A 20268-nucleotide genomic window follows, 5' to 3' on the forward strand; every position below is an offset into this window, starting at 1 on the left:
ATATGAAGAGGGGTGGTAACGATGAAGGGCATCATCTATTGCCGTGTCAGTACTAAGAAAGAGACACAGGAAACATCATTGGCAAGACAGAGGGAAGAATTGCTCATGCTTGCCGGACAACACAATATTGATATTGTGGACGTGATTGAAGAGCAGGCAAGCGGCTTTGATCTTGACAGGGAAGGAGTTTTCCGGATCATTGAGATCATTTCCAATCAAGAGATCGATGTCGTCCTTATACAAGATGAAACCCGTTTGGGTAGAGGAAATGCCAAAATAGCTTTCCTGCATTGGTTAAGAAAACATAGTGTGAAGATATTCACCATCACTGATAACGGGGAGGTATCCTTGTCCGATTCCGATTCCATGGTCTTGGATATAGTGGGGATTGTAGAAGAATATCAACGCAAATTACATAATCTAAAAATAAAGAGGGGGATGCAGCGGGCTGTCAGGAATGGATATGACCCATCAAAGAACCTTTCAAGCCTGCATGAGAGCCCTGGCCGGGAGAGGCTGGACATACCAGTGGAGGAGATAGCAAGGCTCCGCAACAACAAGCTCACATTCCATGAAATCGCTGCCACATTACGGGGACTGGGTTATGATGTTTCCAAGGCGACAGTGCATAGGCGCTATAAAGAGTATATGAGCGAGAAGGACGGCGGTTTGCTTGTAAAAAAAGATTCCCTCTAGTAAGATAAAAGCATATCTTTACTAGGATGAAAGAAGGGTTTTACATGCTATCAAAAGAGAAAATCGCAAGAATAAATGCCTTATCGAAGAAATCCAAAGCAGAAGGTCTTTCTGATGTTGAAGCGGCTGAACAAAAACAGCTTCGCGAAGAATATATCAAGACTTTTCGTGCTTCTATGGATAATACTCTACAGACCGTTACAATTGTAGATCCTGAAGGCAATGACGTTACACCAGAGAAACTGAAGCAAATAAAAAAGAATTTAAAGCATTAATCGCTTTTTTTCAGAACATTGGAACATACTATTTGTGATAAAATAGAATTTTTCCTAAAAAAAATCATATGAAAAGAAAGGATGGAAATGATGACACAACATATAGATCAACTTTCCATTAATACAATCCGTACATTATCTATCGATGCAATCGAAAAAGCAAACTCCGGTCATCCTGGAATGCCGATGGGTGCCGCTCCTATGGGTTATTCCCTCTGGACAAAATTCATGAATCATAACCCAAAGAATCCTAACTGGTTCAACAGGGACCGTTTTGTATTATCCGCAGGTCATGGGTCTATGCTGCTATACAGCCTATTGCACTTAGGCGGGTATGACCTGTCCATGGATGACTTGAAGGAATTCCGTCAATGGGGAAGCAAAACTCCGGGACATCCTGAATTTGGCCACACTGCAGGTGTAGATGCAACGACCGGACCACTTGGTCAAGGGATTGCGATGGGTGTCGGAATGGCAATGGCAGAGCGCCATCTTGCTGCAACTTATAATAAAGAAGACATGGAATTGGTGAATCACTTTACATATAGCATTTGTGGAGACGGAGACTTGATGGAAGGTGTTTCCGGTGAGGCTGCATCCCTTGCTTCCCACTTGAAGCTTGGACGTTTTATCGTTCTTTATGATTCCAATGATATCTCTCTTGACGGCGATCTGGACCGTTCCTTCTCTGAAAGCGTAGAACTGCGTTTCAAAGGATATGGCTGGCAGGTCATCCGCGTGGAGGACGGCAACAATCTGGAAGAGATTGCAGCGGCTGTGGAAGAAGCGAAAAGCGATCTTTCCCGTCCAACCTTGATCGAGGTGAAAACGACGATCGGTTTCGGTTCCCCGAATCTTTCCGGTAAATCTGATGTTCATGGTGCGCCACTTGGAGCGGATGAACTGAAGCTTACAAAAGAAGCATACAAATGGACGTTTGAACAGGACTTCCATGTTCCGGAAGAAGTATATGCGCATTTCCGTAAAACGGTAGTGGAAAAAGGACAACAAGCAGAAGCAGCTTGGAATGAGCAATTTGATTCCTACAAAGCGAAGTACCCGGAATTGGGTCAACAGCTTGAAGCCGCAATCAAAGGTGAATTGCCTGAAGGATGGGATTCTGAGATTCCAGTATACGAAGATGGAAAAAGCCTGGCATCCCGTGCTTCCTCAGGTGAAGTGCTGAATGCAATCGCTAAGAAAGTTCCTTATTTCTTCGGGGGATCAGCGGACCTTGCAGGCTCCAACAAAACGAATATCAAAAACGAAGCAGACTTTACTGCTGAAGACTACAGCGGACGCAATATCTGGTTTGGTGTACGTGAATTCGGAATGGGTGCTGCGTTAAACGGTATGGCACTGCATGGTGGGCTGAAAGTGTACGGAGGTACTTTCTTTGTATTCTCCGATTACCTGCGTCCGGCTATTCGTTTGGCAGCACTACAACAACTTCCTGTAACATATGTGTTCACGCATGACAGTATAGCAGTCGGGGAAGATGGGCCTACGCATGAGCCGATCGAGCAATTGCCATCCCTGCGTGCAATGCCTAACCTTTCCGTGATCCGCCCTGCAGACGGCAACGAAACAGCGGCTGCTTGGAAAGTGGCATTGGAATCGGAAAAAACACCTACTGCACTTGTATTGACTCGTCAAAATCTTCCTACCATCAAAGGAACAAGCGAGACTGCTTTAGAAGGCGTGAAAAAAGGTGCATACGTGATCTCCAAAGCTCAAAAGGAGACACCTGATGCATTATTGCTTGCTACAGGATCTGAAGTCGGTTTGGCTGTAGAGGCTCAATCAGCACTTCAACAGGAAGGCATCGATGTTTCTGTTGTAAGCATGCCGTCATGGGACCGCTTCGAACAGCAATCCAAGGAGTACAAAAACTCCGTATTGCCAAAAGATGTGAAAAAACGTCTTGGAATCGAAATGGCAACTCCACTTGGGTGGGAACGCTACACTGGTGATGAAGGTGACATTCTAGCAATCAACACTTTCGGTGCATCCGCTCCTGGTGAAAGAATCATGAAGGAATATGGCTTCACCACTGAAAATGTAGTTGCAAGAGTAAAGGCACTATTGGATAACTAACATATTGGAAAGAGTCATGCACACGTGCATGGCTCTTTTGTATTTTCGGAGAAAAGGTAGTTTATGTTGGAGAAATCCTATCTTTTCGACACTGTTCAACAAAAATAGTCAATAGCCGCTCCATCAACAGACAAATCTTTCCTCTAGCATTCCTTATAATAATAGAAAAGAGGACGTTAGGAGGGTTTTGTTTGCGCCATTATATGATCTATCTCATAGAGGAAGAAGTTGCAAAGCATTATGCAGGCAATGAATTGAAATTATTCCAGCTCTTTTTGCAGTATGAAAAAGAAGATCAACTTCAGGATGTAGTGAAGCAGCAGGTGAATTACATCACCATTCCCATTCCGACCTTCCCCCTCCAGCAAGCGTTAGAAACTTCCATGAAACATATAGAAGGTTACCAGGCACAATCCTATCAGCACAAAATAGAAAAAAGAGATTCCATGGCGAAATTATCGATATTTGAAAAATATTTAAAGCTGTCATCTTCCGGTTCTTACGAAGCAGAAGCGATCTTCTTTGAAGTGATCCGGAAACAGGCTCCATTCTTCCTCGCTATTGATACCAGTTCTGGGCGTTTTGGCTGGTTACAGCCGATAAAACAGAGAAAATATGTCTAGGGTATAGATAAAATTAGCGGAAAATGTTGTATAATGATAGTTGGTTTAGTACACTACATTGGTAGACATAGTTTGAGGAGGAAATGTTTGATGGAAACATGGATTTGGATTCTGATTGTAGTTCTGGCACTTATCGCTGGAGTTGCACTAGGATTTTTCATCGCTCGTAAGTACATGATGACTTACCTGAAGAAAAACCCGCCGATTAACGAGCAAATGCTTCGCGTGATGATGATGCAAATGGGAATGAAACCATCCCAAAAGAAAATCAATCAAATGATGAAAGCAATGAGCAACCAACAAATGAAATAAACGATAGGGCACTCAGTCAAATGAGTGCTTTTTCTTTTGGCTAAAATCTATCTATCAAACACCGCTGTTGATTTCCGCACTAGGCTGCGCTTTCCGCGGGGCGTTTGTGGAGCCTCCTCGGCTTTGCCTGTGGGGTCTCCACTAAACGCTATCTCCCGCAGGAGTCTTCGCCTATTGCTCCAATCAACAGCTAGAATCATAAAAATGCAGCAATAAACTTTTACAGAGAACATCATGTAAAAGATTTTCACGATGTCAAATGAAAATATAGTGCAGACATAATGCTTAACTTGCCGACCCTGTTGGTTGAAGTGCAAGGTGTGAGACTCCTGCGGGAGATAGCGGTAGGCTTGAGACCCCGCAGGCCAAGGCCGAGGAGGCTCAAGCACCGCCCCGCGGAAAGCGAACACATGGAACGAAAACCAACAGGGAGTCCAACAGAAAACCACCTATTTCTTTGGGTAATCTTTTGCCTAAAATAAGATAAATAATCTTCCTAAATATTAGAATTTTTGCTAAACTATCTAAGTTGATTAAATAGATAAGTAAGAATGGTAACGGGGGATTACGATGAGTATATTTAAAGATCTATGGTGGTTTTTCAAACTGGAAAAGAAGTCCTATATTCCTGGTGTATTCATGCTGGCACTTGTTGCCCTGTTGGAGCTCGTTCCACCCCGGATCGTCGGGATGACGGTGGACTATATAGCTGAAGGCGAGTTGACAAGGGGCTTGATTTGGCAGTTGATGCTTATCCTGTTAGGCACTGCAGTCATTGTTTATATTTTAAGGTATTTATGGAGAATCATGATTTTCGGCCCTTCCGTCAGGCTGGCAAGATTATTGAGGAACAATCTGTATGAACATTTTACGAAAATGTCACCGAGTTTCTACCAAAGACGCAGGGTTGGGGACTTGATGGCCCACTCCACAAATGATCTGCAGGCTATTCAGCAGACTGCCGGAGCAGGAGTATTGACCTTGGTAGACTCCCTGATGACAGGGGGATTCGTTCTGATTGCCATGGCCACCACCATCAGCTGGAAGCTTACTTTGATCTGTCTGATACCCCTGCCTTTCATGGCGCTATCCACTAATTATTACGGAACGCTTTTGCATCGTACTTTCCATAAGGCGCAAGCCGCTTTTTCCTCCTTGAATGACAAGGTGCAGGAGAGTGTCAATGGCGTAAAAGTAATAAAAACATTCGGGCAGGAAATGGAAGATATACAGGAGTTTGAAAAGCAGGCGGAAGATGTGGTGAAGAAAAATGTGACGGTTGCTAAAATCGACTCTCTATTTGATCCGACGATCGGCTTGATAATCGGGATATCCTTTTTCCTTGCTTTGGCATTCGGATCAAATTATGTCCTGCAAGGGGAACTGACTATCGGGGAGCTGATAGCGTTCACCACCTACCTGGGGCTTTTGATCTGGCCGATGCTTGCTTTTGGTTGGCTATTCAATATTGTAGAGCGTGGCCGTGCCTCGTATGATAGAGTTTCTTCCCTGCTAAAAGAAGAAGTGGATATCAAGGATGGAGCTGATGCTAAAAAGGATATTCCTACAGGGGATATCATCTATAATGTCAACGCGTTCTCCTATCCCAACGAAAAAGAGCCGCTTCTGAAAGGCATACATTTTTCATTGAAACAGGGGGAGACGCTTGGGATAGTAGGAAAAACAGGAAGCGGAAAAACTACTTTGTTAAAAGTATTGATCCGTGAATTCAACGGAGTGGAAGGGGAAATCACCATCGGCGGATACTCGACCCACGACTTTTCGCTTGAAGCATTAAGAAAGGCAATCGGTTATGTACCACAGGATCATTTCCTATTTTCGGCTACAATTTCGGATAATATCGCTTTTGCCGTTCCAGAGGCATCCTTCGAAGAGATTATTCATGCTGCAAAACTGGCAAACATCCATGAGGACATCATCCAATTTACAGACGGTTATCAAACGATGGTTGGTGAGCGTGGAGTATCGTTGTCTGGAGGGCAGAAACAGCGATTATCCATAGCAAGGGCCCTATTGATGGACCCTGAAATTCTGTTATTGGATGACTCCCTGTCTGCGGTGGATGCGAAAACGGAAGAGAAGATTCTTCACGCATTAAAAGAAAATCGCCAAGGGAAAACAACCATTATCACTTCTCATCGATTATCTGCCATTGGGCATGCACACCTGATCCTGGTCATGGATGATGGAAGAATTGTTCAAAGCGGGACACATTCGGAATTGATGGAGGAAGAAGGCTGGTATCGTGACATGTACCATCGCCAGGCATTGGAATCCCTAGTGGAGCATGGGGGATGAACATATGAACAATCAAACTTTAACAGCTAAACAGCAAAGAATCGTATTGAAAAGGCTATTATCCTACACTAAGCCTCATACAAGACAGTTTATTTTTGCTTTTTCTTTATTGGTATTGGCTACAATTGGAGAAATTGTCGGCCCTTTGATCATCAAAGTATTCATTGATGATCATCTTACCCCGCAAGTAATGGATAGGGGACCAATACTATTCTTGGCAGCGCTCTATTTAGGCATTCTGGTGCTGAAGGTTTTCATCACTTATTTTCAACTTCTCAAGTTTCAGGAAATTTCACTGAAAATCATACAGGAACTAAGAATAGACATTTTCACAAAGGTGCAAAGTCTTGGCTTGAAGTTTTTTGATAAGACTCCTGGGGGGAGCATCGTTTCAAGAGTGACCAATGATACGGAAGCAATCAAGGATATGTTTGTCAGTGTCATTTCCACCTTTGTACAGAATGGTGTATTTCTAATCGGGATATTCATTGCCATGTTCTTCCTTAACGTGAAGCTTGCATTGTTCTGCCTCCTTATCATACCTATCATTTTTGCGATCATGGCAACCTATCGCCATTTCAGTTCGAGGTTTTATGCGGATATGAGAGAAAGGCTCAGCCAGCTTAATGCAAAGCTTAATGAGTCTTTGCAAGGGATGTCCATCATCCAGGTTTTCAGACAGGAGCGCAGGCTCAGACGTGAATTTGCAGAAATCAATGAGGCACACTACCAGGCGGGCGTCAAAAACATCAAACTTGATGGACTATTACTTCGTCCGGCAATCGATTTTGTATATGTGCTTTCCTTGATACTGGTGTTAAGTTATTTTGGGATTTCGTCTATCAGGAACGTCATTGAAATCGGTGTCCTTTATGCCTTCGTCAACTACTTGGGGCGTTTTTTCGAACCAGTCAACCAGATGATGATGAGGCTTTCGATGTATCAGCAGGCTATCGTTTCAGCGTCACGTGTATTCTCATTGCTTGATGAAAAGGAATTGGCTCCAACCGCCTTTCCAGCCGACGAAAAGCCTGTGATCCGTCAAGGAGAGATCGAGTTCAGGAATGTCACTTTTTCCTATGATGGCAAAAGGGATGTGCTTAAAAACATTTCCTTTAAAGCGAAGCCTGGGGAAACAGTTGCACTTGTCGGCCATACTGGTAGCGGAAAAAGCTCAATCATCAATCTGCTTATGCGTTTCTATCAGCTTGAAAAAGGGGAAATCCTATTGGATGGTGTGTCCCTGAACAACTTTGAGGATCAGGAGCTCAGGAAGAAGATGGGATTGGTCCTGCAGGATCCCTTCCTGTTTTATGGCACCATCAACCATAATATTCGATTACATGATTCGAGTATTACAGATAAAGAAATTGTGGAAGCTGCGGAGTTTGTCCAGGCTGACAGTTTCATCCGGAAGCTGCCGGATCAGTATGGGCAGCTGGTCGTGGAAAGAGGAGCGACATTCTCGAGCGGGCAGAGGCAGCTTGTCGCCTTTGCAAGGACCATTGCGACAAAGCCGAAAATACTCGTATTGGATGAAGCTACTGCCAATATCGACACCGAAACTGAAGAGGCCATTTCGTCTGCGCTCGAAAAGATGAGCAAAGGCAGAACCACCATCGCGATCGCCCACCGGTTATCTACCATACAGGACGCAGAACAGATCCTGGTTCTCCATCAGGGAGAGATCGTGGAAAGGGGAACGCACCAGGAGCTTTTGAATCAAGAGGGCCTTTACCATAAGATGTACCTTCTCCAGAACGGTCAGCCCGAGAAAGTCGAAGATGCAGTGGGTTGATAATTGAACGCTTTTAATAAGAAAAGAACCATCATATACACGATGGTTCTTTTCATTATGTAACTTTAACATTATTTAGGTACAATTAAATGGTTATACTTATTTAATAGAATGTCTAGCTCTTGGCTGATTTTTAATGTTTTAGAAGAGGACATGCCGTATTTTGCAACAATATCTATTAACTCTAAGCGTTTTTTCTCTATCAGTTGTAGAATCTCTTGTTTAGTAGCCAATGTTGAGTTTCCTTTCTTCTTCCAATTCGTATCATTATTATACAAGAATCCGATAGGGAATTCAAAGAATATTTTCAAGTTAATGGTACTTTAATGTTTGTCATAATATTGAAAAAGATAAGTGAAAGATTGTCATGTTTTCGACATAGAATGTTAGGAGTATAGCTAATTTATTTCGATTGAATCTGATACTATTAAGAAAGATATTAAAGTGTAGGAGTAGTGATAGCATGGAAGCAGATTTGACTTTATTATTGGCGTTTGGTGCAGGGGTTTTATCTTTTATCTCGCCTTGTACGCTGCCGATATATCCGGCGTTTCTATCTTATATTACCGGAGTGTCGGTAGAAGAACTAAAATCCGATAAAGGAATGATGCAAAAAAGAAGCATAATACATACCATCTTCTTTTTATTGGGTTTCTCAAGTATCTTTATAACACTCGGTTTTGGAACCTCGTTTTTTATTGGCAATTTTTTTACTGTTTATCAAGATTTTATCCGACAGGTTGGAGCAATTTTAATAATCGTTTTTGGATTAATGATAGTTGGTGTTTTTCAACCAAAGTTCCTTATGCAAGATAAGAAAATCTCTTTTAAAAATAGACCTTCAGGTTACATAGGGACAATATTGATCGGGATGGCTTTTGCAGCAGGTTGGACTCCATGTACGGGTCCGATCCTTGCATCTGTTCTCACATTGTCTGCAAATAATCCTTCTTCTGGCGTATTATATATGACAGCATATGTGCTAGGTTTTGGCATACCTTTCTTTATTCTTTCTTTCTTTGTTGGTAAATTAGGCTGGATCAAACGAAATCACATACTAATCATGAAGATCGGCGGGTATGCAATGATTCTGATGGGTATCCTCCTGTTCTTCAACTGGATGACAAAAATTATTGCCTGGTTCACTAGAATTACCGGCGGGTTTCAAGGATTTTAATAGAAGACTCCATAGTTTTTAGTTGCGTCATCCTAGTAAAAAGAGTAAAGTAAAATTGGATATACAGGAAAATAAAAACTTTTTTATAGGACATAAGGAGGATTTCTGCGGTGGCTAATGTTTTAGTGGTGGATGATGCAAAATTTATGAGGCTAACAATTAGGAACATTTTAACAAAAGCCAACCACACTGTTGTCGGGGAGGCCGAAAATGGAAGAGAGGCTGTGTCACTTTATCGTGATTTTCAACCTGACCTCGTGACAATGGATATTACCATGCCAGAAATGAATGGAATAGATGCTGTTCATGAAATCCTGCGTCAGTTCCCGAAAGCAAAAATCATCATGTGTTCTGCAATGGGGCAGCAACGATTAATCGTGGAAGCGATAGAAGCCGGCGCCAAGGATTTTATCGTTAAGCCGTTCGATGAGAGCAGAGTGTTGGAAGCAGTCAAGAGAGTACTAGGATAATAGTCTGATAAACTGCCATTAAAGGTTTACACAATGGCAGTTTTTTTTATTCCTTATAGTAAAAAGGCTTTTACAATTGCTTTTATTATTTTGTTTTTTCGGTATAATAGTAAAGGGAAAAAAGAAGTGAAAATAAGGGATGATCTTTGTGCAAACAATTCTATCTTCAATATTTGCGGTATGTATGGCTCTTCTAGTCATCTTTATAAGAATGAAGGCTGCAAAAAAGCCTTCATCGGTGAAAAAAATCATTTTGCCTCCGATCTTCATGAGTACTGGAGCCTTGATGTTCTTGTTTCCTGAATTTCGGGTGAGTTCCTTGCAGATCATCGAGGCGCTTTCTGTTGGGGCGATTTTTTCCATCTTTTTGATTAAAACCTCCAAATTTGAAATCAGGGACTCAGATATCTATCTGAAACGCTCTAAAGCCTTCGTTTTCATCCTCTTGGGACTTCTCGTGATCCGTATCGTGATGAAGCTTGTGTTAAGCACGACCATAGATATAGGGGAGTTGACAGGCATGTTCTGGCTGCTGGCTTTTGGAATGATCGTGCCTTGGAGAATCGCGATGTATGTCAAATATAAGAAACTTGAAAGCGCCGGCTTTCCACCAACGATAAAAACCTCGGTTTAACCGAGGTTTTCGTTTTAGAATAGGTGCTGATATGGGGTTTGGTCGATGTTTAATTCTCTAAGCTTTTTCAAAAGGAACTTATGATCGCGTTTAGGAGTCGCCAGTATATACCCTCTGACTACATGCTCCCTTGTGATGGCGGGTGCTTTCTCCTTGAATGCAAGCTCCCCGATCTTACCGGCGATCTTCTGTCTGGCTATATCACGGAAGAGTTCCGGCACAGGTGAGACAAGATCCTCCAAAAGGGATTTCATATCCTCAGGCCACATATGTCGCGTTTCTTTGATATAATAATCCTGCCAATCCAATTCGGACCAGCCGTCCTCTTTTGGCAGACGTTTCAAGAATTTACGGAACATGAAAAATCCGCCAATGGCCAACAGACCAACCATCGCCACTACCCAAAATAAAATTAACCATAAAAACCATCCGGTTAACATGTTCTTTCCCTCCGAACTCGTTAACATTCTTGTATTATTATACCCGAAACTATTATAATTGCACTAGTAAAACAATGAACCCTTTGAAATTAATACGAATGATATAAATAACCACAGTATGATGGAGGTGGCCGCTTTGAAAAAAATCGGAGCTGTGATAGGAAATATGGGCAAGACGGAAATCATCTCTTCTAGAGTATGTCCGAAATGCAACAGGGAAGTCAAACGTGTCCGCATGCAAATAATCGGTGGCGAGAATAAAGGGAAGTGGCAGGAATTTGAAAATGAATGTGACTGCCGCCTGGCGCAGGAAACGATGGAAGCGGAAAAACGCAGAAAGCACAAATACTTTGAACAGTTCTGTATCGTCCCAAGGGAACTCGAAGGTGCAACTCTCGAAAACTTCAAAGTGGAATATGCCAGCCAAGGGGAAGCGTTGGAGAGTACGATTGACTTCTTTGATCAGTTCACAGGAAAAGAGAATCTCTATTTCTATGGAAGGACCGGGCGAGGGAAAACGCATCTGGCAGTTGGTCTTTATAAATATTTTAAACAAAATAACATTACAGCCATGTTCTTTGATGTACCGAAGCTGATGGACACCATTGTGGCATCCTGGGAAAACGACTCCGGCTATTCGGAAAGCAGATTCATGAAGGCAATAGCGGATGTTGATGTGCTCATCCTCGATGACCTAGGAGTGGAGAGGATCAGTGAATGGGTCGATCAGACGATCTATTCCATCCTGAATCAGAGACAAGGGAAGAGCATCGTCTTCACGTCCAATATCCACCCTGGGGATCTGACGAAGCGCTATGGGGAAAGAATAGCCGACAGAATTAAAAATAAGATGAGTCAAAATCAACTGATCTCCATTGTCACACCGGAAAGTTACCGAACAAAGGATTTGACGATGTTTAAAGATTGATCATAAAACTAATTAAACTCCATTAAGCTTGCTTAGTGGAGTTTTTTTTGAGAATAATTATTTTTTTATGCAACTTTTGGAAACTTCATTCGACTATTCTGTTAGAAAAAATTAAAGAGGGTGACAGAGTGAATTGGGAAGAACTTTATTATGAATATAGTGACAGAGTGTATCAGTTTTTAATGATGATGGTGGGAGATGAAGAAATTGCAGAGGATTTGACGCATGACACCTTTTTAAGAGTCAAAAATTCTCTGGAAAAATACAGGGGGGATGCAAGTTACTATACATGGATCATCTCGATTGCAAGACACATTGTTTATGACCATTGGCGAAAGAAAAGGATTATCCGCTTCATCCCACTGGCTGCAAGCAAGCCTGTGGCAGATTACCATACCCCTGATGAAATCCTGCAAAAAGGCGAGGAAATACGAGAGTTATATGAAGCGATGAAAAAATTAAAAACTAACTACCAGGAAGTAATCATCCTAAGGAAAATCCAAGAATTATCTATAGAAGAAACATCATTGGCGCTTGGCTGGTCTGTCAGCAAGGTGAAATCCACTTTGCTGAGGGCTCTGGCAGCCTTGAAAATCGAGTTAGTAAAACGAAGAGAGGGCGGATCTGCAAATGAACAAACAATGGCTTGATGGAAACCTATCAAACGAAAAATTCAAAGAACTGGGCAGCTTTACCAGATCAGAAGCAAAGCGGAACAGTACGTTTGAAAAATTACAGAAAACTACGAGAAAATCTGTCATTCCATATAAATATTATGCTACCTTGATGGCTGCAGCTGTTATAATGTGTGTGCTTCTTGCTCCGTCCTTCATGAACATGCTGAAGAAAGACCCCTCCACCAATGCAGGAGAAGCGACAGAAGTAACAGCTATTTATGGAGTCTCAGGGCCATTTAATTATTCCTATGAGAGGGAAGATGACTTTGAAAGGAACAATTTGATCGGCGAGGCTTTGGCAAATCCAGAAAAAGAGGCAACGAATGAATTTTCTACCGATTTCACTCCAAAAGTGCTGACCGTACATTATGATAATGGAGAACAGAAAACATATACCATTTGGATCAATAGTTGGCTAGAGGGGGAAACAGCTTATTTTGAAGGCATCTATATGATAGAATCCGACCCTGAAAAATATGAACTTGCACCAGAAATAGCGGAACTGATATTCCAAGCTTTCACAAATTAATAATGATCGTAAAAATAGCCGTTAAATAATATCGGCTATTTTTTGTTAATTTGTCTATTTTTGCAATAAATAATGGTAAAATAATTCTAAATAGATAGAAAACTAAGAGGGGTGCTAGGAAGATGGAATCAGTAAATCAGTTAAAACGGAAGATGGCAGAAGTCATAATCGGGAAAGATGAAGTGGTTGAATTACTATTCAATGCATTGATCAATAAAGGTCATGTACTGCTTGAAAGTGTGCCTGGTACAGGTAAAACCATGCTTGCAAAAAGCTTTGCGAAAACGGTGGAAGCGGATTTCAAACGGATTCAGTTCACTCCTGATGTGTTGCCGAGTGATGTAACCGGCATTCAATTCTTCAATCCAAAGGAGCAGAATTTCGAGCTTCGTCCTGGTCCAATCATGACGAATATCCTTTTGGCTGATGAAATAAACCGCGCAACGCCAAGGACACAATCAAGTCTACTTGAGGTGATGGAAGAACGCCAGGTAACGATCGATGGAGAGACACTTCTGATTCCCGGCCCGTTTATGGTGGTTGCGACCCAGAACCCGATTGATTCCCAACAGGGAACATTTCCCCTTCCCGAGGCACAGATGGACCGTTTCTTCATTCAGCTGGATATGGGATATCCAACATTTGAAGAAGAAAAGCAGATCATGAACCGTTACAGGGAGGATGATCCGATCCAGCATTTGACCGCTTTATTTTCTAAAGAAGAAATATTGGATTTTCAACAGGACGTAAAAAGAGTAAAAGTATCATCTGTGGTTGAGGATTACATATTGGAAATCGTCCATGCTACGAGAAGCCATGAGGAAATAGAAGTTGGTGTCAGTCCCCGCGGAACATTGGCACTGATGAGAGCCGCTCAGGGCAATGCATTTATCAATGGTCGGGAATATGTACTGCCAGAGGACGTCAAAAAGATGTCGGCTTACGTGTTGAGCCATCGAATTGTCCTTACAATGGAAGGATCCTTGAAGAAAACGAACAAGCAGATCATGAATGAAGTGCTTTCGCGTGTAACGGTTCCTGTGGAGGCGACAAATTAGAAATGGGAATATGGAGTCAACAAATTGATAATCTGAACCATCATAAATACCTTCGGGCGGGAGCGTTTATCCTGATGTTTGGAGGTATGCTGAGTGGGAATGCCATTTTCTTTTTTATCGGGAGCCTTTACATGTTTTATTTCCTGGCTTGCTATCTGTATTTGGACCGGGTGGGCAGGAAGCTGGAATTTTCGATTGTGGAAGAGCAGATCAAGCTTTTCCCGAATAATGAAGGTAAATTTACAATAAAACTTGAACAACACTCCAGATTGCCGATTTTTTTTGGCAATATCCATCTTGCAGTCGATAAAAACCTGAAATTTCAGGCTGGAGATGAGAGAAAACAGATGAGTATCTTAAAAATACCTTTTTCGATCATGGGCAAGGGTGTCCTGCAGATTGAGGTCCCATTTACGGCCCGGTCCCGTGGGGTAGCTAAAATCCGGCGAGTTGATATTGATATCCGCCATTTCATGGATGCAGGAAAGGTTTATCGCCATAAGACGGACCTTATTAAATTTGAGGCTATTGTGTATTCGGAACGAAAAGTTGTGGCCGGTATGGAAAGGATAGTGCCGCGTAATCAGGGAAGCTATGCGATGAAATCCTCCCTTTTCGAGGATAGGACCACAATTGTGGGGACGAGAGATTATCAGGACGGGGATGCCTTCAATAAAGTGCATTGGAAGGCTAGTGCAAGAATGGCAAAGCTTCAGACAAAACTGCATGAAAGAACCTCACAGTTCTCTTGGTTGCTGGTGGTGGATATCCGCTCTTCTGATTTTGAAGAAAGGCTGAAGGCGGTCACGTTTTTGCTTCACCATGCAGCAGCAAATCATATTCCGTTTTCCCTGCTTGTCAATATTAAAAAAGCGGGCAAGCCTTCTTACTTCGAATTGCCTTCAGGTGAAGGGAAAAAACAATTGCAGATGGCTTTGACGTTTCTGGCCCGGCTGCAATCCAACAATGTTGCAATCAATATGGAATCCTTTGAAAGAATCACCTTTCAGCATGCATTAACCTCTCCTTATGTCATTATTTGTGCGGATCAGGAGCGAATAGCCGGCTGGAAAATGCCTTCCTCGACTAAAGTGTATACCTTGGACGGCACAGACCAGCTTTTCAGGTTAAATCCTTGGCGTTTCAATCAGAGGCAGGAGGTGCAATATGGTTAACATTTGGAAAAATTGCCTTACCATGCTGATGGAACTGAATTTGTTCTTCTTTTTCATTTTACTTTTCTATATGGATGCAAAAGCATTGCCATCCATCCCTGGAGTTTTAGCGGCCTATGCAGCTACTGTTGGAATCTATATATTACTGTCCAAGCGGCTTCCTGACACATATGTATCCATCATGTTTGTTGCACCCGTCATTAGTTTATTGGCATACCTATTGAATTTCCACATAGCTGTTGCCATTTTGATGGGTTTATTCTTGAGCTATCGCGGGTTTATGAATTTTATCGAGGAAAGACGGTTATCTTCCTTTACTTTGTTGATGAACTCTTTCTTTTGGATGCCTATCATCTATGTCGGCGGTGTGGCTGCCGGTTATCCTTATGGTTCCACCTTGCTTGCATTGTTTGCGGGTCAGTTGGCATTGGTACTGCTCCTGTATACCGGGGAGACACTGTTCTCCCTAAAAGGAAACGCTGTGATGCAAAAGAGTGTTATTGCATCCACCGCTGCTGTTATTGGATTGGTCCTGGTAGTGACAGTGATGTTTTCCACCTTAGGCAAATGGGTGCTTGGTGGCGCATTCGGCATATTGGGGAGTGCTGTTTCATATATAGCAGGATTGATTGCAAGACCAATCATCTATTTGCTTGGTCTACATGACTGGACTGTGAAACCAAAAGGGCCGGTAGAGGAAAGCGGAATAGAATTTGAAGGGGATCAGGAGCCTGAAGCTGAAATGGTTTTAGATCAAGGCAGCCTTTTTGATAATCCATGGGTGCTGGCTATTGCTGCGATTGTCGTCATTACCGTCCTTTTTCTGATTCTTAGAAAGAAGAGAGTCGAGAAGGATGAGGATGAAAGAATGAATCAAACAAACTTCCTTTCTTCCTTAACTAAGAGAAAAGACGGTTTCCGCTTTTCAAGAAATGTGCAAAAACCTCCAGAAGATCAAGTAAGAAGGTTGATGTATGATCTCGAAAAGCTGGCCAAAAAGAAAGACAGGGGCAGATATCCATTTGAAACTTTAGAGGATTGGTTGAATCGCGAATCGTTTCTGAAACAGGAATTTATGCAGCTCTATGCCAAAGTGAGATATGGAGAGCTTCAATTGACTGAAGAAGAACATGAACAATGTCGTGAAATGGCCCAAGAGCTTCGAAAGACGTTAAGAGAACTGAAAAAAGCTGGATAATGGTTAAAGGCTGTCCAAAAAGTACTTTGCTTACTTTAGTGGACGGCCTTTTTTTGATTCAAAAAGCCTTTGCATGAGGTTATAGGATAATTTTGGAAAGATTCCACCCTTAAAAAACGGCATATTCGGTGATATTCCGTGATTTTACCCCATTATGGCGATTTATAGAATTATGCTTCTGAATGTTAGCGTTTACACTCACTATCTGGCTCTTATGCCGACTAATTAGGAGATCCCCCTTGAAACTGCTCCTCTACATGTTAGTATAAATGCGTTGTTAAAAAACGGACGGACAAGTCAGGAGAGATAAGATGCTTAGTGAAAAAGTGATTGGATTTATCGGAGCGGGATCAATGGCAGAAGCAATGGTTTCAGGAATTGTTGCAAGTAAAATAGTTCCTGCCGAAAATGTGATTGTAAGTAATCGATCAAATGTGAACAGATTAAATGAACTACAAAATAAATATGGTGTACGCGGTGTTGCAAAGGACAGCCTGCCTTTTGAAGAATTGGATATAATCGTCCTGGCGATGAAGCCGAAAGACATTGATCAAGCACTTTCCTTCTTAAAGGATAAAATAAAGCCTCATCAGCTGTTACTTTCCGTATTGGCAGGCATCTCCACTAACTATATGGAAGAGGGGCTGCACGGCAATCAGCCGGTTATCCGTGTGATGCCAAATACGTCAAGTATGATCGGGGAATCTGCTACAGCCATTTCAACAGGAACCTATGTAGGAATGGACCAAGTGATGGACGCCAAGGCAATATTAAGCACAATTGGTAAAGTATATACCATTGGAGAGGAACAGATGGACGTCTTTACTGGGGTTGCCGGTAGTGGTCCTGCCTATTTCTACTATCTGATGGAGCATATGGAGAAGACAGCAAACGAGGCTGGCCTGGATGAAAATGTAACACGGGATGTTGTAGCACAAACCATTTTGGGAGCAGCCAAAATGCTATTGACCAACCATGAAGAACCGGAAAGCCTGCGTAAAAAAGTGACATCCCCTAATGGGACAACCGCAGCAGGTCTTGAAGCACTAAGGGAAAATGGTGGGGGCAAGGCGATTTCCGCTGCAATCAAAGGAGCTGCACAACGCTCTAAGGAAATCAGTACAGAAAACGAAAGAGAATTGGTGTTAAGCTAAAATATCAACAAAGACTGTAACAGGAGTGATTCAATGAATCCCGCAACAAATATAAAACGGGTGGTTATAAAAATAGGGAGCAGTTCGCTGACAAGCTCCCATGGTGAAATCAGTAGAAAAAAACTGGAAAGATTGGTAGATGAAGTCGCTCAGCTTAAAGATCTTGGGTATGAAGTTCTTCTGGTTTCTTCCGGAGCGGTGGCAGCAGGCTATCGCAAGCTTGGTTGCTTGAATAGACCAACCTCCCTGCCGGAAAAGCAAGCGGCTGCTTCGATCGGACAAGGGCTGCTGATGGAGGCATACTCGGAACTACTTCTATCACACGGTTACGTTGCTTCTCAAATTTTGATAACAAGAGAAGATTTTTCGGATGAAAATCGCTACAATAACGCGCGTAACACTGCAAATGTCCTATTAGAGCGTGGTATTGTACCGATCGTCAATGAAAATGACACCGTAACGGTAAATAGGTTGAAATTCGGGGATAACGATACCCTTTCTGCGAAAGTGGCTGGCCTTGTGGATGCGGATATGCTCCTTATCATGTCTGATATTGATGGGTTGTATGATGCAGATCCACGTAAAGATCCGGATGCCACTTTACTCAGAAAAGTGGAGGAAATCACCCCTGTCATCGAAGCCGCTGCAGGTGATTCCGGAAGTGCTGTTGGGACCGGCGGGATGAAATCAAAAATTGATGCAGTCAAGATAGCCATGGCATCTGGCATTCCTGCATTTTTAGGAAAGGCAGGTGTGCCTGACATCCTGCTTCAGGCAGTTGAAAAACAAGCGCTCGGTACGTATTTTGAATCCAACGGCAACTTGAATCATAAAAAGCAGTGGATTGCATTTAATTCAGGACCTGAGGGTGAAGTGATCCTATCTGAAAATGCGGATATATCCATGCTTGGTAAAAAACGACTCCTGCCTTCAAGCATCAGCAAGGTTAAAGGCTATTTCCAGGAAGGATCTGTCGTGAGGATCCTTGATTTTGAAGGAAACCGTATAGGTCTGGGTGTTGTCAATTATTCATCTGAACAATTGAGGGAATATGATCAGAGCGAGAATAAATATACAGAAGAAGTGGTCAAGCATGATGATCTCGTCTGTCATCTTGAAGCTTCGATCCCTGTAGGAATATAAGAATATAAAGATAGTCAAAAAAATAGGAGGAATTGGATGTCTTTAGTAATGGACATAAATGTAGAAGCACAAGCGAAGGAAGCAAAGAGAGCGGCAAAGGTGGTCAGCTTGTTGACTACAGATCAAAAGAATGCTGTTTTGAAAACGATAGCGAACACACTGGAAGGCAATGTGGACTATATTCTTAAAGCAAATGAACAGGACCTGGCCAACGGCCGTGAAAAAGGATATACGGAAGCATATATGGACCGCCTTGCACTATCTCCTGAGAGAATCGCTGATTTTGCAAATGGATTAAGGGAAGTTGCGGACCTTGAGGATCCTGTTGGGGATATTCTTTCTGACTGGACGCTTGAAAATGGACTACAGGTGGAAAAAGTGAGAGTTCCGCTTGGTGTGATCGGCATGATCTATGAAGCGCGTCCCAATGTGACAGTCGATGCGACGGGATTGGCATTAAAGTCAGGGAACGCCATCGTCCTGAAAGGAGGTTCTTCTGCCATCCACTCCAATCAGGCCATTGTAGACATCATGCATAAGGCATTGGAGAAGACCTTGATACCGAAAGAGGCAGTTCAATTCATCTCCAGTACCGACAGGAAGGCAACAGAGCAGTTGTTCACCATGAAGGAGCATATTGATGTATTGATTCCACGAGGTGGAGCATCCCTCATTAAAGCGGTTGTGGAAAATGCAACGGTACCTGTTTTGGAGACGGGTGTGGGTAACTGTCATCTTTATGTAGATGAGGCAGCAGACTTGGAAAAAGCTTTATCCATCATTGTAAATGCCAAAACCGACAGACCTGCCGTATGTAACGCTGCTGAAACGTTAATCGTCCATGAAAAATGGTTCGATAAAAATAAAAAAGAACTGATAGAAATATTTAAAGACCATAACATTCAGGTTCATGGGGATGAAGAAGCTGTACGAGAGTTTCCTGGAGCAATTCCAGCAGGTGAAGAAGACTGGACAAACGAGTACCTGAGTCTAGATATCGCTGTGAAGGTCGTAAAATCGATTGATGAGGCCATCGACCATATCGATGACTATGGAACCAAGCACTCTGAAGCGATCATCACAGAGGATAAGGAAGCTGCAAACAGGTTTATGAAGCTGGTGGATGCAGCGGCAGTCTACCATAATGCCTCCACAAGATTTACAGATGGAGGAGCATTGGGCTTTGGTGCAGAGATCGGAATTTCCACCCAGAAGCTACATGCACGTGGACCGATGGGCTTGCCTGCATTGACTACAGTTAAGTATCAGATGACAGGTGATGGACAAATCAGATAACATGTCATATAATGCAACCGTATCTCTAAAAGGGATGCGGTTTTTTTCTGTTTTTGAAGGAAATTAATGTCTTATTGTGGAAGAATCACTGAGATGGTAGTAATATGGTAGTATCAAAATAACAATCATTCCACTATACATAGATTTCTAGTGTAAATTTGTTACAAAGGATAGTGAAGTACAATCAAAACAAATATTTTTCTTGAAAGTATCATACAATTATCCATATTTTTTCTATCCCTAAGTGTGCTCACAATATTGAGGAGAAT

At 42.4% G+C, this 20268-nt stretch carries 21 protein-coding genes; 19 read left to right on the plus strand and 2 right to left on the minus strand.

Annotated features, from left to right (window positions below; genetic code table 11):
* Positions 1 to 21: 21 nt before the first annotated feature.
* The 7 genes from JOC95_RS04545 to JOC95_RS04575 all read left to right on the plus strand — a co-directional run bounded on the left by JOC95_RS04545 (position 22) and on the right by JOC95_RS04575 (position 8120).
* A complete protein-coding gene (locus JOC95_RS04545) occupies positions 22 to 696 on the plus strand; it encodes a YneB family resolvase-like protein (protein WP_204413879.1) in 675 nt (224 codons plus the stop codon).
* 44 nt (positions 697 to 740) lie between these two features.
* Positions 741 to 971 (plus strand): DUF896 domain-containing protein, encoded by a 231-nt coding sequence (locus JOC95_RS04550; protein WP_204413881.1) that lies wholly within the window; start codon positions 741 to 743, stop codon positions 969 to 971.
* A 90-nt stretch (positions 972 to 1061) separates the two neighbouring features.
* Positions 1062 to 3068 carry a transketolase gene (gene tkt, locus JOC95_RS04555; protein ID WP_204414678.1) on the plus strand — a complete coding sequence of 669 codons (2007 nt, stop codon included), beginning with the start codon at positions 1062 to 1064 and terminating at the stop codon, positions 3066 to 3068.
* A gap of 191 nt (positions 3069 to 3259) precedes the next feature.
* Positions 3260 to 3691, plus strand: a complete 432-nt coding sequence (gene sirA / locus JOC95_RS04560; RefSeq protein ID WP_204413882.1) for a sporulation inhibitor of replication protein SirA — start codon at positions 3260 to 3262, stop codon at positions 3689 to 3691.
* Positions 3692 to 3781: 90 nt separating this feature from the next.
* Positions 3782 to 4003 (plus strand): YneF family protein, encoded by a 222-nt coding sequence (locus tag JOC95_RS04565; RefSeq protein ID WP_204413883.1) that lies wholly within the window; start codon positions 3782 to 3784, stop codon positions 4001 to 4003.
* Between the two features lie 570 nt (positions 4004 to 4573).
* Complete coding sequence (locus tag JOC95_RS04570) at positions 4574 to 6322, plus strand: ABC transporter transmembrane domain-containing protein (protein WP_204413887.1); 1749 nt, start codon at positions 4574 to 4576, stop codon at positions 6320 to 6322.
* 4 nt (positions 6323 to 6326) lie between these two features.
* The gene (locus JOC95_RS04575) at positions 6327 to 8120 is read left to right on the plus strand and encodes an ABC transporter ATP-binding protein (protein WP_204413888.1); all 1794 of its coding nucleotides are present in this window, start codon (positions 6327 to 6329) and stop codon (positions 8118 to 8120) included.
* Between the two features lie 71 nt (positions 8121 to 8191).
* On the opposite strand, the gene JOC95_RS04580 is transcribed toward JOC95_RS04575, so the two are convergent.
* Entirely contained in the window at positions 8192 to 8353 is a 162-nt protein-coding gene (locus JOC95_RS04580) for an aspartyl-phosphate phosphatase Spo0E family protein (protein ID WP_239582706.1), read from the minus strand.
* Between the two features lie 230 nt (positions 8354 to 8583).
* On the opposite strand from JOC95_RS04580, the gene JOC95_RS04585 reads away from it, so the two are divergent.
* The 3 genes from JOC95_RS04585 to JOC95_RS04595 all read left to right on the plus strand — a co-directional run bounded on the left by JOC95_RS04585 (position 8584) and on the right by JOC95_RS04595 (position 10401).
* Positions 8584 to 9297: a cytochrome c biogenesis CcdA family protein gene (locus JOC95_RS04585; RefSeq protein WP_204413890.1), complete on the plus strand. Its 714-nt coding sequence runs from the start codon at positions 8584 to 8586 to the stop codon at positions 9295 to 9297.
* Positions 9298 to 9407: 110 nt separating this feature from the next.
* Positions 9408 to 9767: a response regulator gene (locus JOC95_RS04590; protein WP_204413892.1), complete on the plus strand. Its 360-nt coding sequence runs from the start codon at positions 9408 to 9410 to the stop codon at positions 9765 to 9767.
* Between the two features lie 139 nt (positions 9768 to 9906).
* Positions 9907 to 10401 carry a CcdC family protein gene (locus JOC95_RS04595; protein ID WP_204413894.1) on the plus strand — a complete coding sequence of 165 codons (495 nt, stop codon included), beginning with the start codon at positions 9907 to 9909 and terminating at the stop codon, positions 10399 to 10401.
* 14 nt (positions 10402 to 10415) lie between these two features.
* Here the strand turns inward: JOC95_RS04595 and JOC95_RS04600 are convergent, their stop codons facing one another.
* Positions 10416 to 10841: a DUF2621 domain-containing protein gene (locus JOC95_RS04600; RefSeq protein WP_204413896.1), complete on the minus strand. Its 426-nt coding sequence runs from the start codon at positions 10839 to 10841 to the stop codon at positions 10416 to 10418.
* Between the two features lie 136 nt (positions 10842 to 10977).
* Between JOC95_RS04600 and JOC95_RS04605 the strand changes: the two genes are divergently transcribed.
* The 9 genes from JOC95_RS04605 (at position 10978) to JOC95_RS04645 (ending at position 19999) form a co-directional block, all read left to right on the plus strand.
* The gene (locus JOC95_RS04605) at positions 10978 to 11769 is read left to right on the plus strand and encodes an ATP-binding protein (RefSeq protein WP_204413903.1); all 792 of its coding nucleotides are present in this window, start codon (positions 10978 to 10980) and stop codon (positions 11767 to 11769) included.
* Between the two features lie 35 nt (positions 11770 to 11804).
* A complete protein-coding gene (locus JOC95_RS04610) occupies positions 11805 to 12419 on the plus strand; it encodes an RNA polymerase sigma factor (RefSeq protein ID WP_338083052.1) in 615 nt (204 codons plus the stop codon).
* On the plus strand, positions 12400 to 12975 hold the full coding sequence (locus JOC95_RS04615; RefSeq protein ID WP_204413907.1) for a hypothetical protein: 576 nt from the start codon (positions 12400 to 12402) through the stop codon (positions 12973 to 12975). Before JOC95_RS04610 ends, JOC95_RS04615 begins: the two co-directional genes overlap by 20 nt.
* 122 nt (positions 12976 to 13097) lie before the next feature.
* Positions 13098 to 14033: an AAA family ATPase gene (locus tag JOC95_RS04620; RefSeq protein WP_204413909.1), complete on the plus strand. Its 936-nt coding sequence runs from the start codon at positions 13098 to 13100 to the stop codon at positions 14031 to 14033.
* A gap of 2 nt (positions 14034 to 14035) precedes the next feature.
* Positions 14036 to 15208, plus strand: coding sequence for a DUF58 domain-containing protein (locus tag JOC95_RS04625; RefSeq protein ID WP_204413911.1), 1173 nt, complete (start codon positions 14036 to 14038; stop codon positions 15206 to 15208).
* Positions 15201 to 16406: a hypothetical protein gene (locus tag JOC95_RS04630; RefSeq protein ID WP_204413913.1), complete on the plus strand. Its 1206-nt coding sequence runs from the start codon at positions 15201 to 15203 to the stop codon at positions 16404 to 16406. The genes JOC95_RS04625 and JOC95_RS04630 overlap by 8 nt, the downstream gene beginning before the upstream one ends.
* A 311-nt stretch (positions 16407 to 16717) precedes the next feature.
* Positions 16718 to 17560: a pyrroline-5-carboxylate reductase gene (proC, locus tag JOC95_RS04635; protein ID WP_204413918.1), complete on the plus strand. Its 843-nt coding sequence runs from the start codon at positions 16718 to 16720 to the stop codon at positions 17558 to 17560.
* Positions 17561 to 17593: 33 nt separating this feature from the next.
* Positions 17594 to 18703 (plus strand): glutamate 5-kinase, encoded by a 1110-nt coding sequence (gene proB / locus JOC95_RS04640; protein ID WP_204413920.1) that lies wholly within the window; start codon positions 17594 to 17596, stop codon positions 18701 to 18703.
* Between the two features lie 36 nt (positions 18704 to 18739).
* Positions 18740 to 19999: a glutamate-5-semialdehyde dehydrogenase gene (locus tag JOC95_RS04645; protein WP_204413922.1), complete on the plus strand. Its 1260-nt coding sequence runs from the start codon at positions 18740 to 18742 to the stop codon at positions 19997 to 19999.
* The last annotated feature ends 269 nt before the right edge of the window (positions 20000 to 20268 follow it).

Origin of the sequence: Sutcliffiella tianshenii (assembly GCF_016908565.1) — a bacterium.
Classification (GTDB): Bacteria; Bacillota; Bacilli; order Bacillales; family Bacillaceae_I; genus Sutcliffiella_A; species Sutcliffiella_A tianshenii.

What these genes read in the sequence shown, in the direction of transcription:
- JOC95_RS04545 (WP_204413879.1), top strand. Translation starts at nt 22, where the DNA reads ATGAAGGGCATCATCTATTGCCGTGTCAGTACTAAGAAAGAGACACAG.
- JOC95_RS04550 (WP_204413881.1), top strand. Translation starts at nt 741, where the DNA reads ATGCTATCAAAAGAGAAAATCGCAAGAATAAATGCCTTATCGAAGAAA.
- tkt (WP_204414678.1), top strand. Translation starts at nt 1,062, where the DNA reads ATGACACAACATATAGATCAACTTTCCATTAATACAATCCGTACATTA.
- JOC95_RS04565 (WP_204413883.1), top strand. Translation starts at nt 3,782, where the DNA reads ATGGAAACATGGATTTGGATTCTGATTGTAGTTCTGGCACTTATCGCT.
- JOC95_RS04570 (WP_204413887.1), top strand. Translation starts at nt 4,574, where the DNA reads ATGAGTATATTTAAAGATCTATGGTGGTTTTTCAAACTGGAAAAGAAG.
- JOC95_RS04575 (WP_204413888.1), top strand. Translation starts at nt 6,327, where the DNA reads ATGAACAATCAAACTTTAACAGCTAAACAGCAAAGAATCGTATTGAAA.
- JOC95_RS04585 (WP_204413890.1), top strand. Translation starts at nt 8,584, where the DNA reads ATGGAAGCAGATTTGACTTTATTATTGGCGTTTGGTGCAGGGGTTTTA.
- JOC95_RS04595 (WP_204413894.1), top strand. Translation starts at nt 9,907, where the DNA reads ATGATCTTTGTGCAAACAATTCTATCTTCAATATTTGCGGTATGTATG.
- JOC95_RS04600 (WP_204413896.1), bottom strand. Translation starts at nt 10,841, where the DNA reads ATGTTAACCGGATGGTTTTTATGGTTAATTTTATTTTGGGTAGTGGCG.
- JOC95_RS04615 (WP_204413907.1), top strand. Translation starts at nt 12,400, where the DNA reads ATGAACAAACAATGGCTTGATGGAAACCTATCAAACGAAAAATTCAAA.
- JOC95_RS04620 (WP_204413909.1), top strand. Translation starts at nt 13,098, where the DNA reads ATGGAATCAGTAAATCAGTTAAAACGGAAGATGGCAGAAGTCATAATC.
- JOC95_RS04625 (WP_204413911.1), top strand. Translation starts at nt 14,036, where the DNA reads ATGGGAATATGGAGTCAACAAATTGATAATCTGAACCATCATAAATAC.
- JOC95_RS04630 (WP_204413913.1), top strand. Translation starts at nt 15,201, where the DNA reads ATGGTTAACATTTGGAAAAATTGCCTTACCATGCTGATGGAACTGAAT.
- proC (WP_204413918.1), top strand. Translation starts at nt 16,718, where the DNA reads ATGCTTAGTGAAAAAGTGATTGGATTTATCGGAGCGGGATCAATGGCA.
- proB (WP_204413920.1), top strand. Translation starts at nt 17,594, where the DNA reads ATGAATCCCGCAACAAATATAAAACGGGTGGTTATAAAAATAGGGAGC.
- JOC95_RS04645 (WP_204413922.1), top strand. Translation starts at nt 18,740, where the DNA reads ATGTCTTTAGTAATGGACATAAATGTAGAAGCACAAGCGAAGGAAGCA.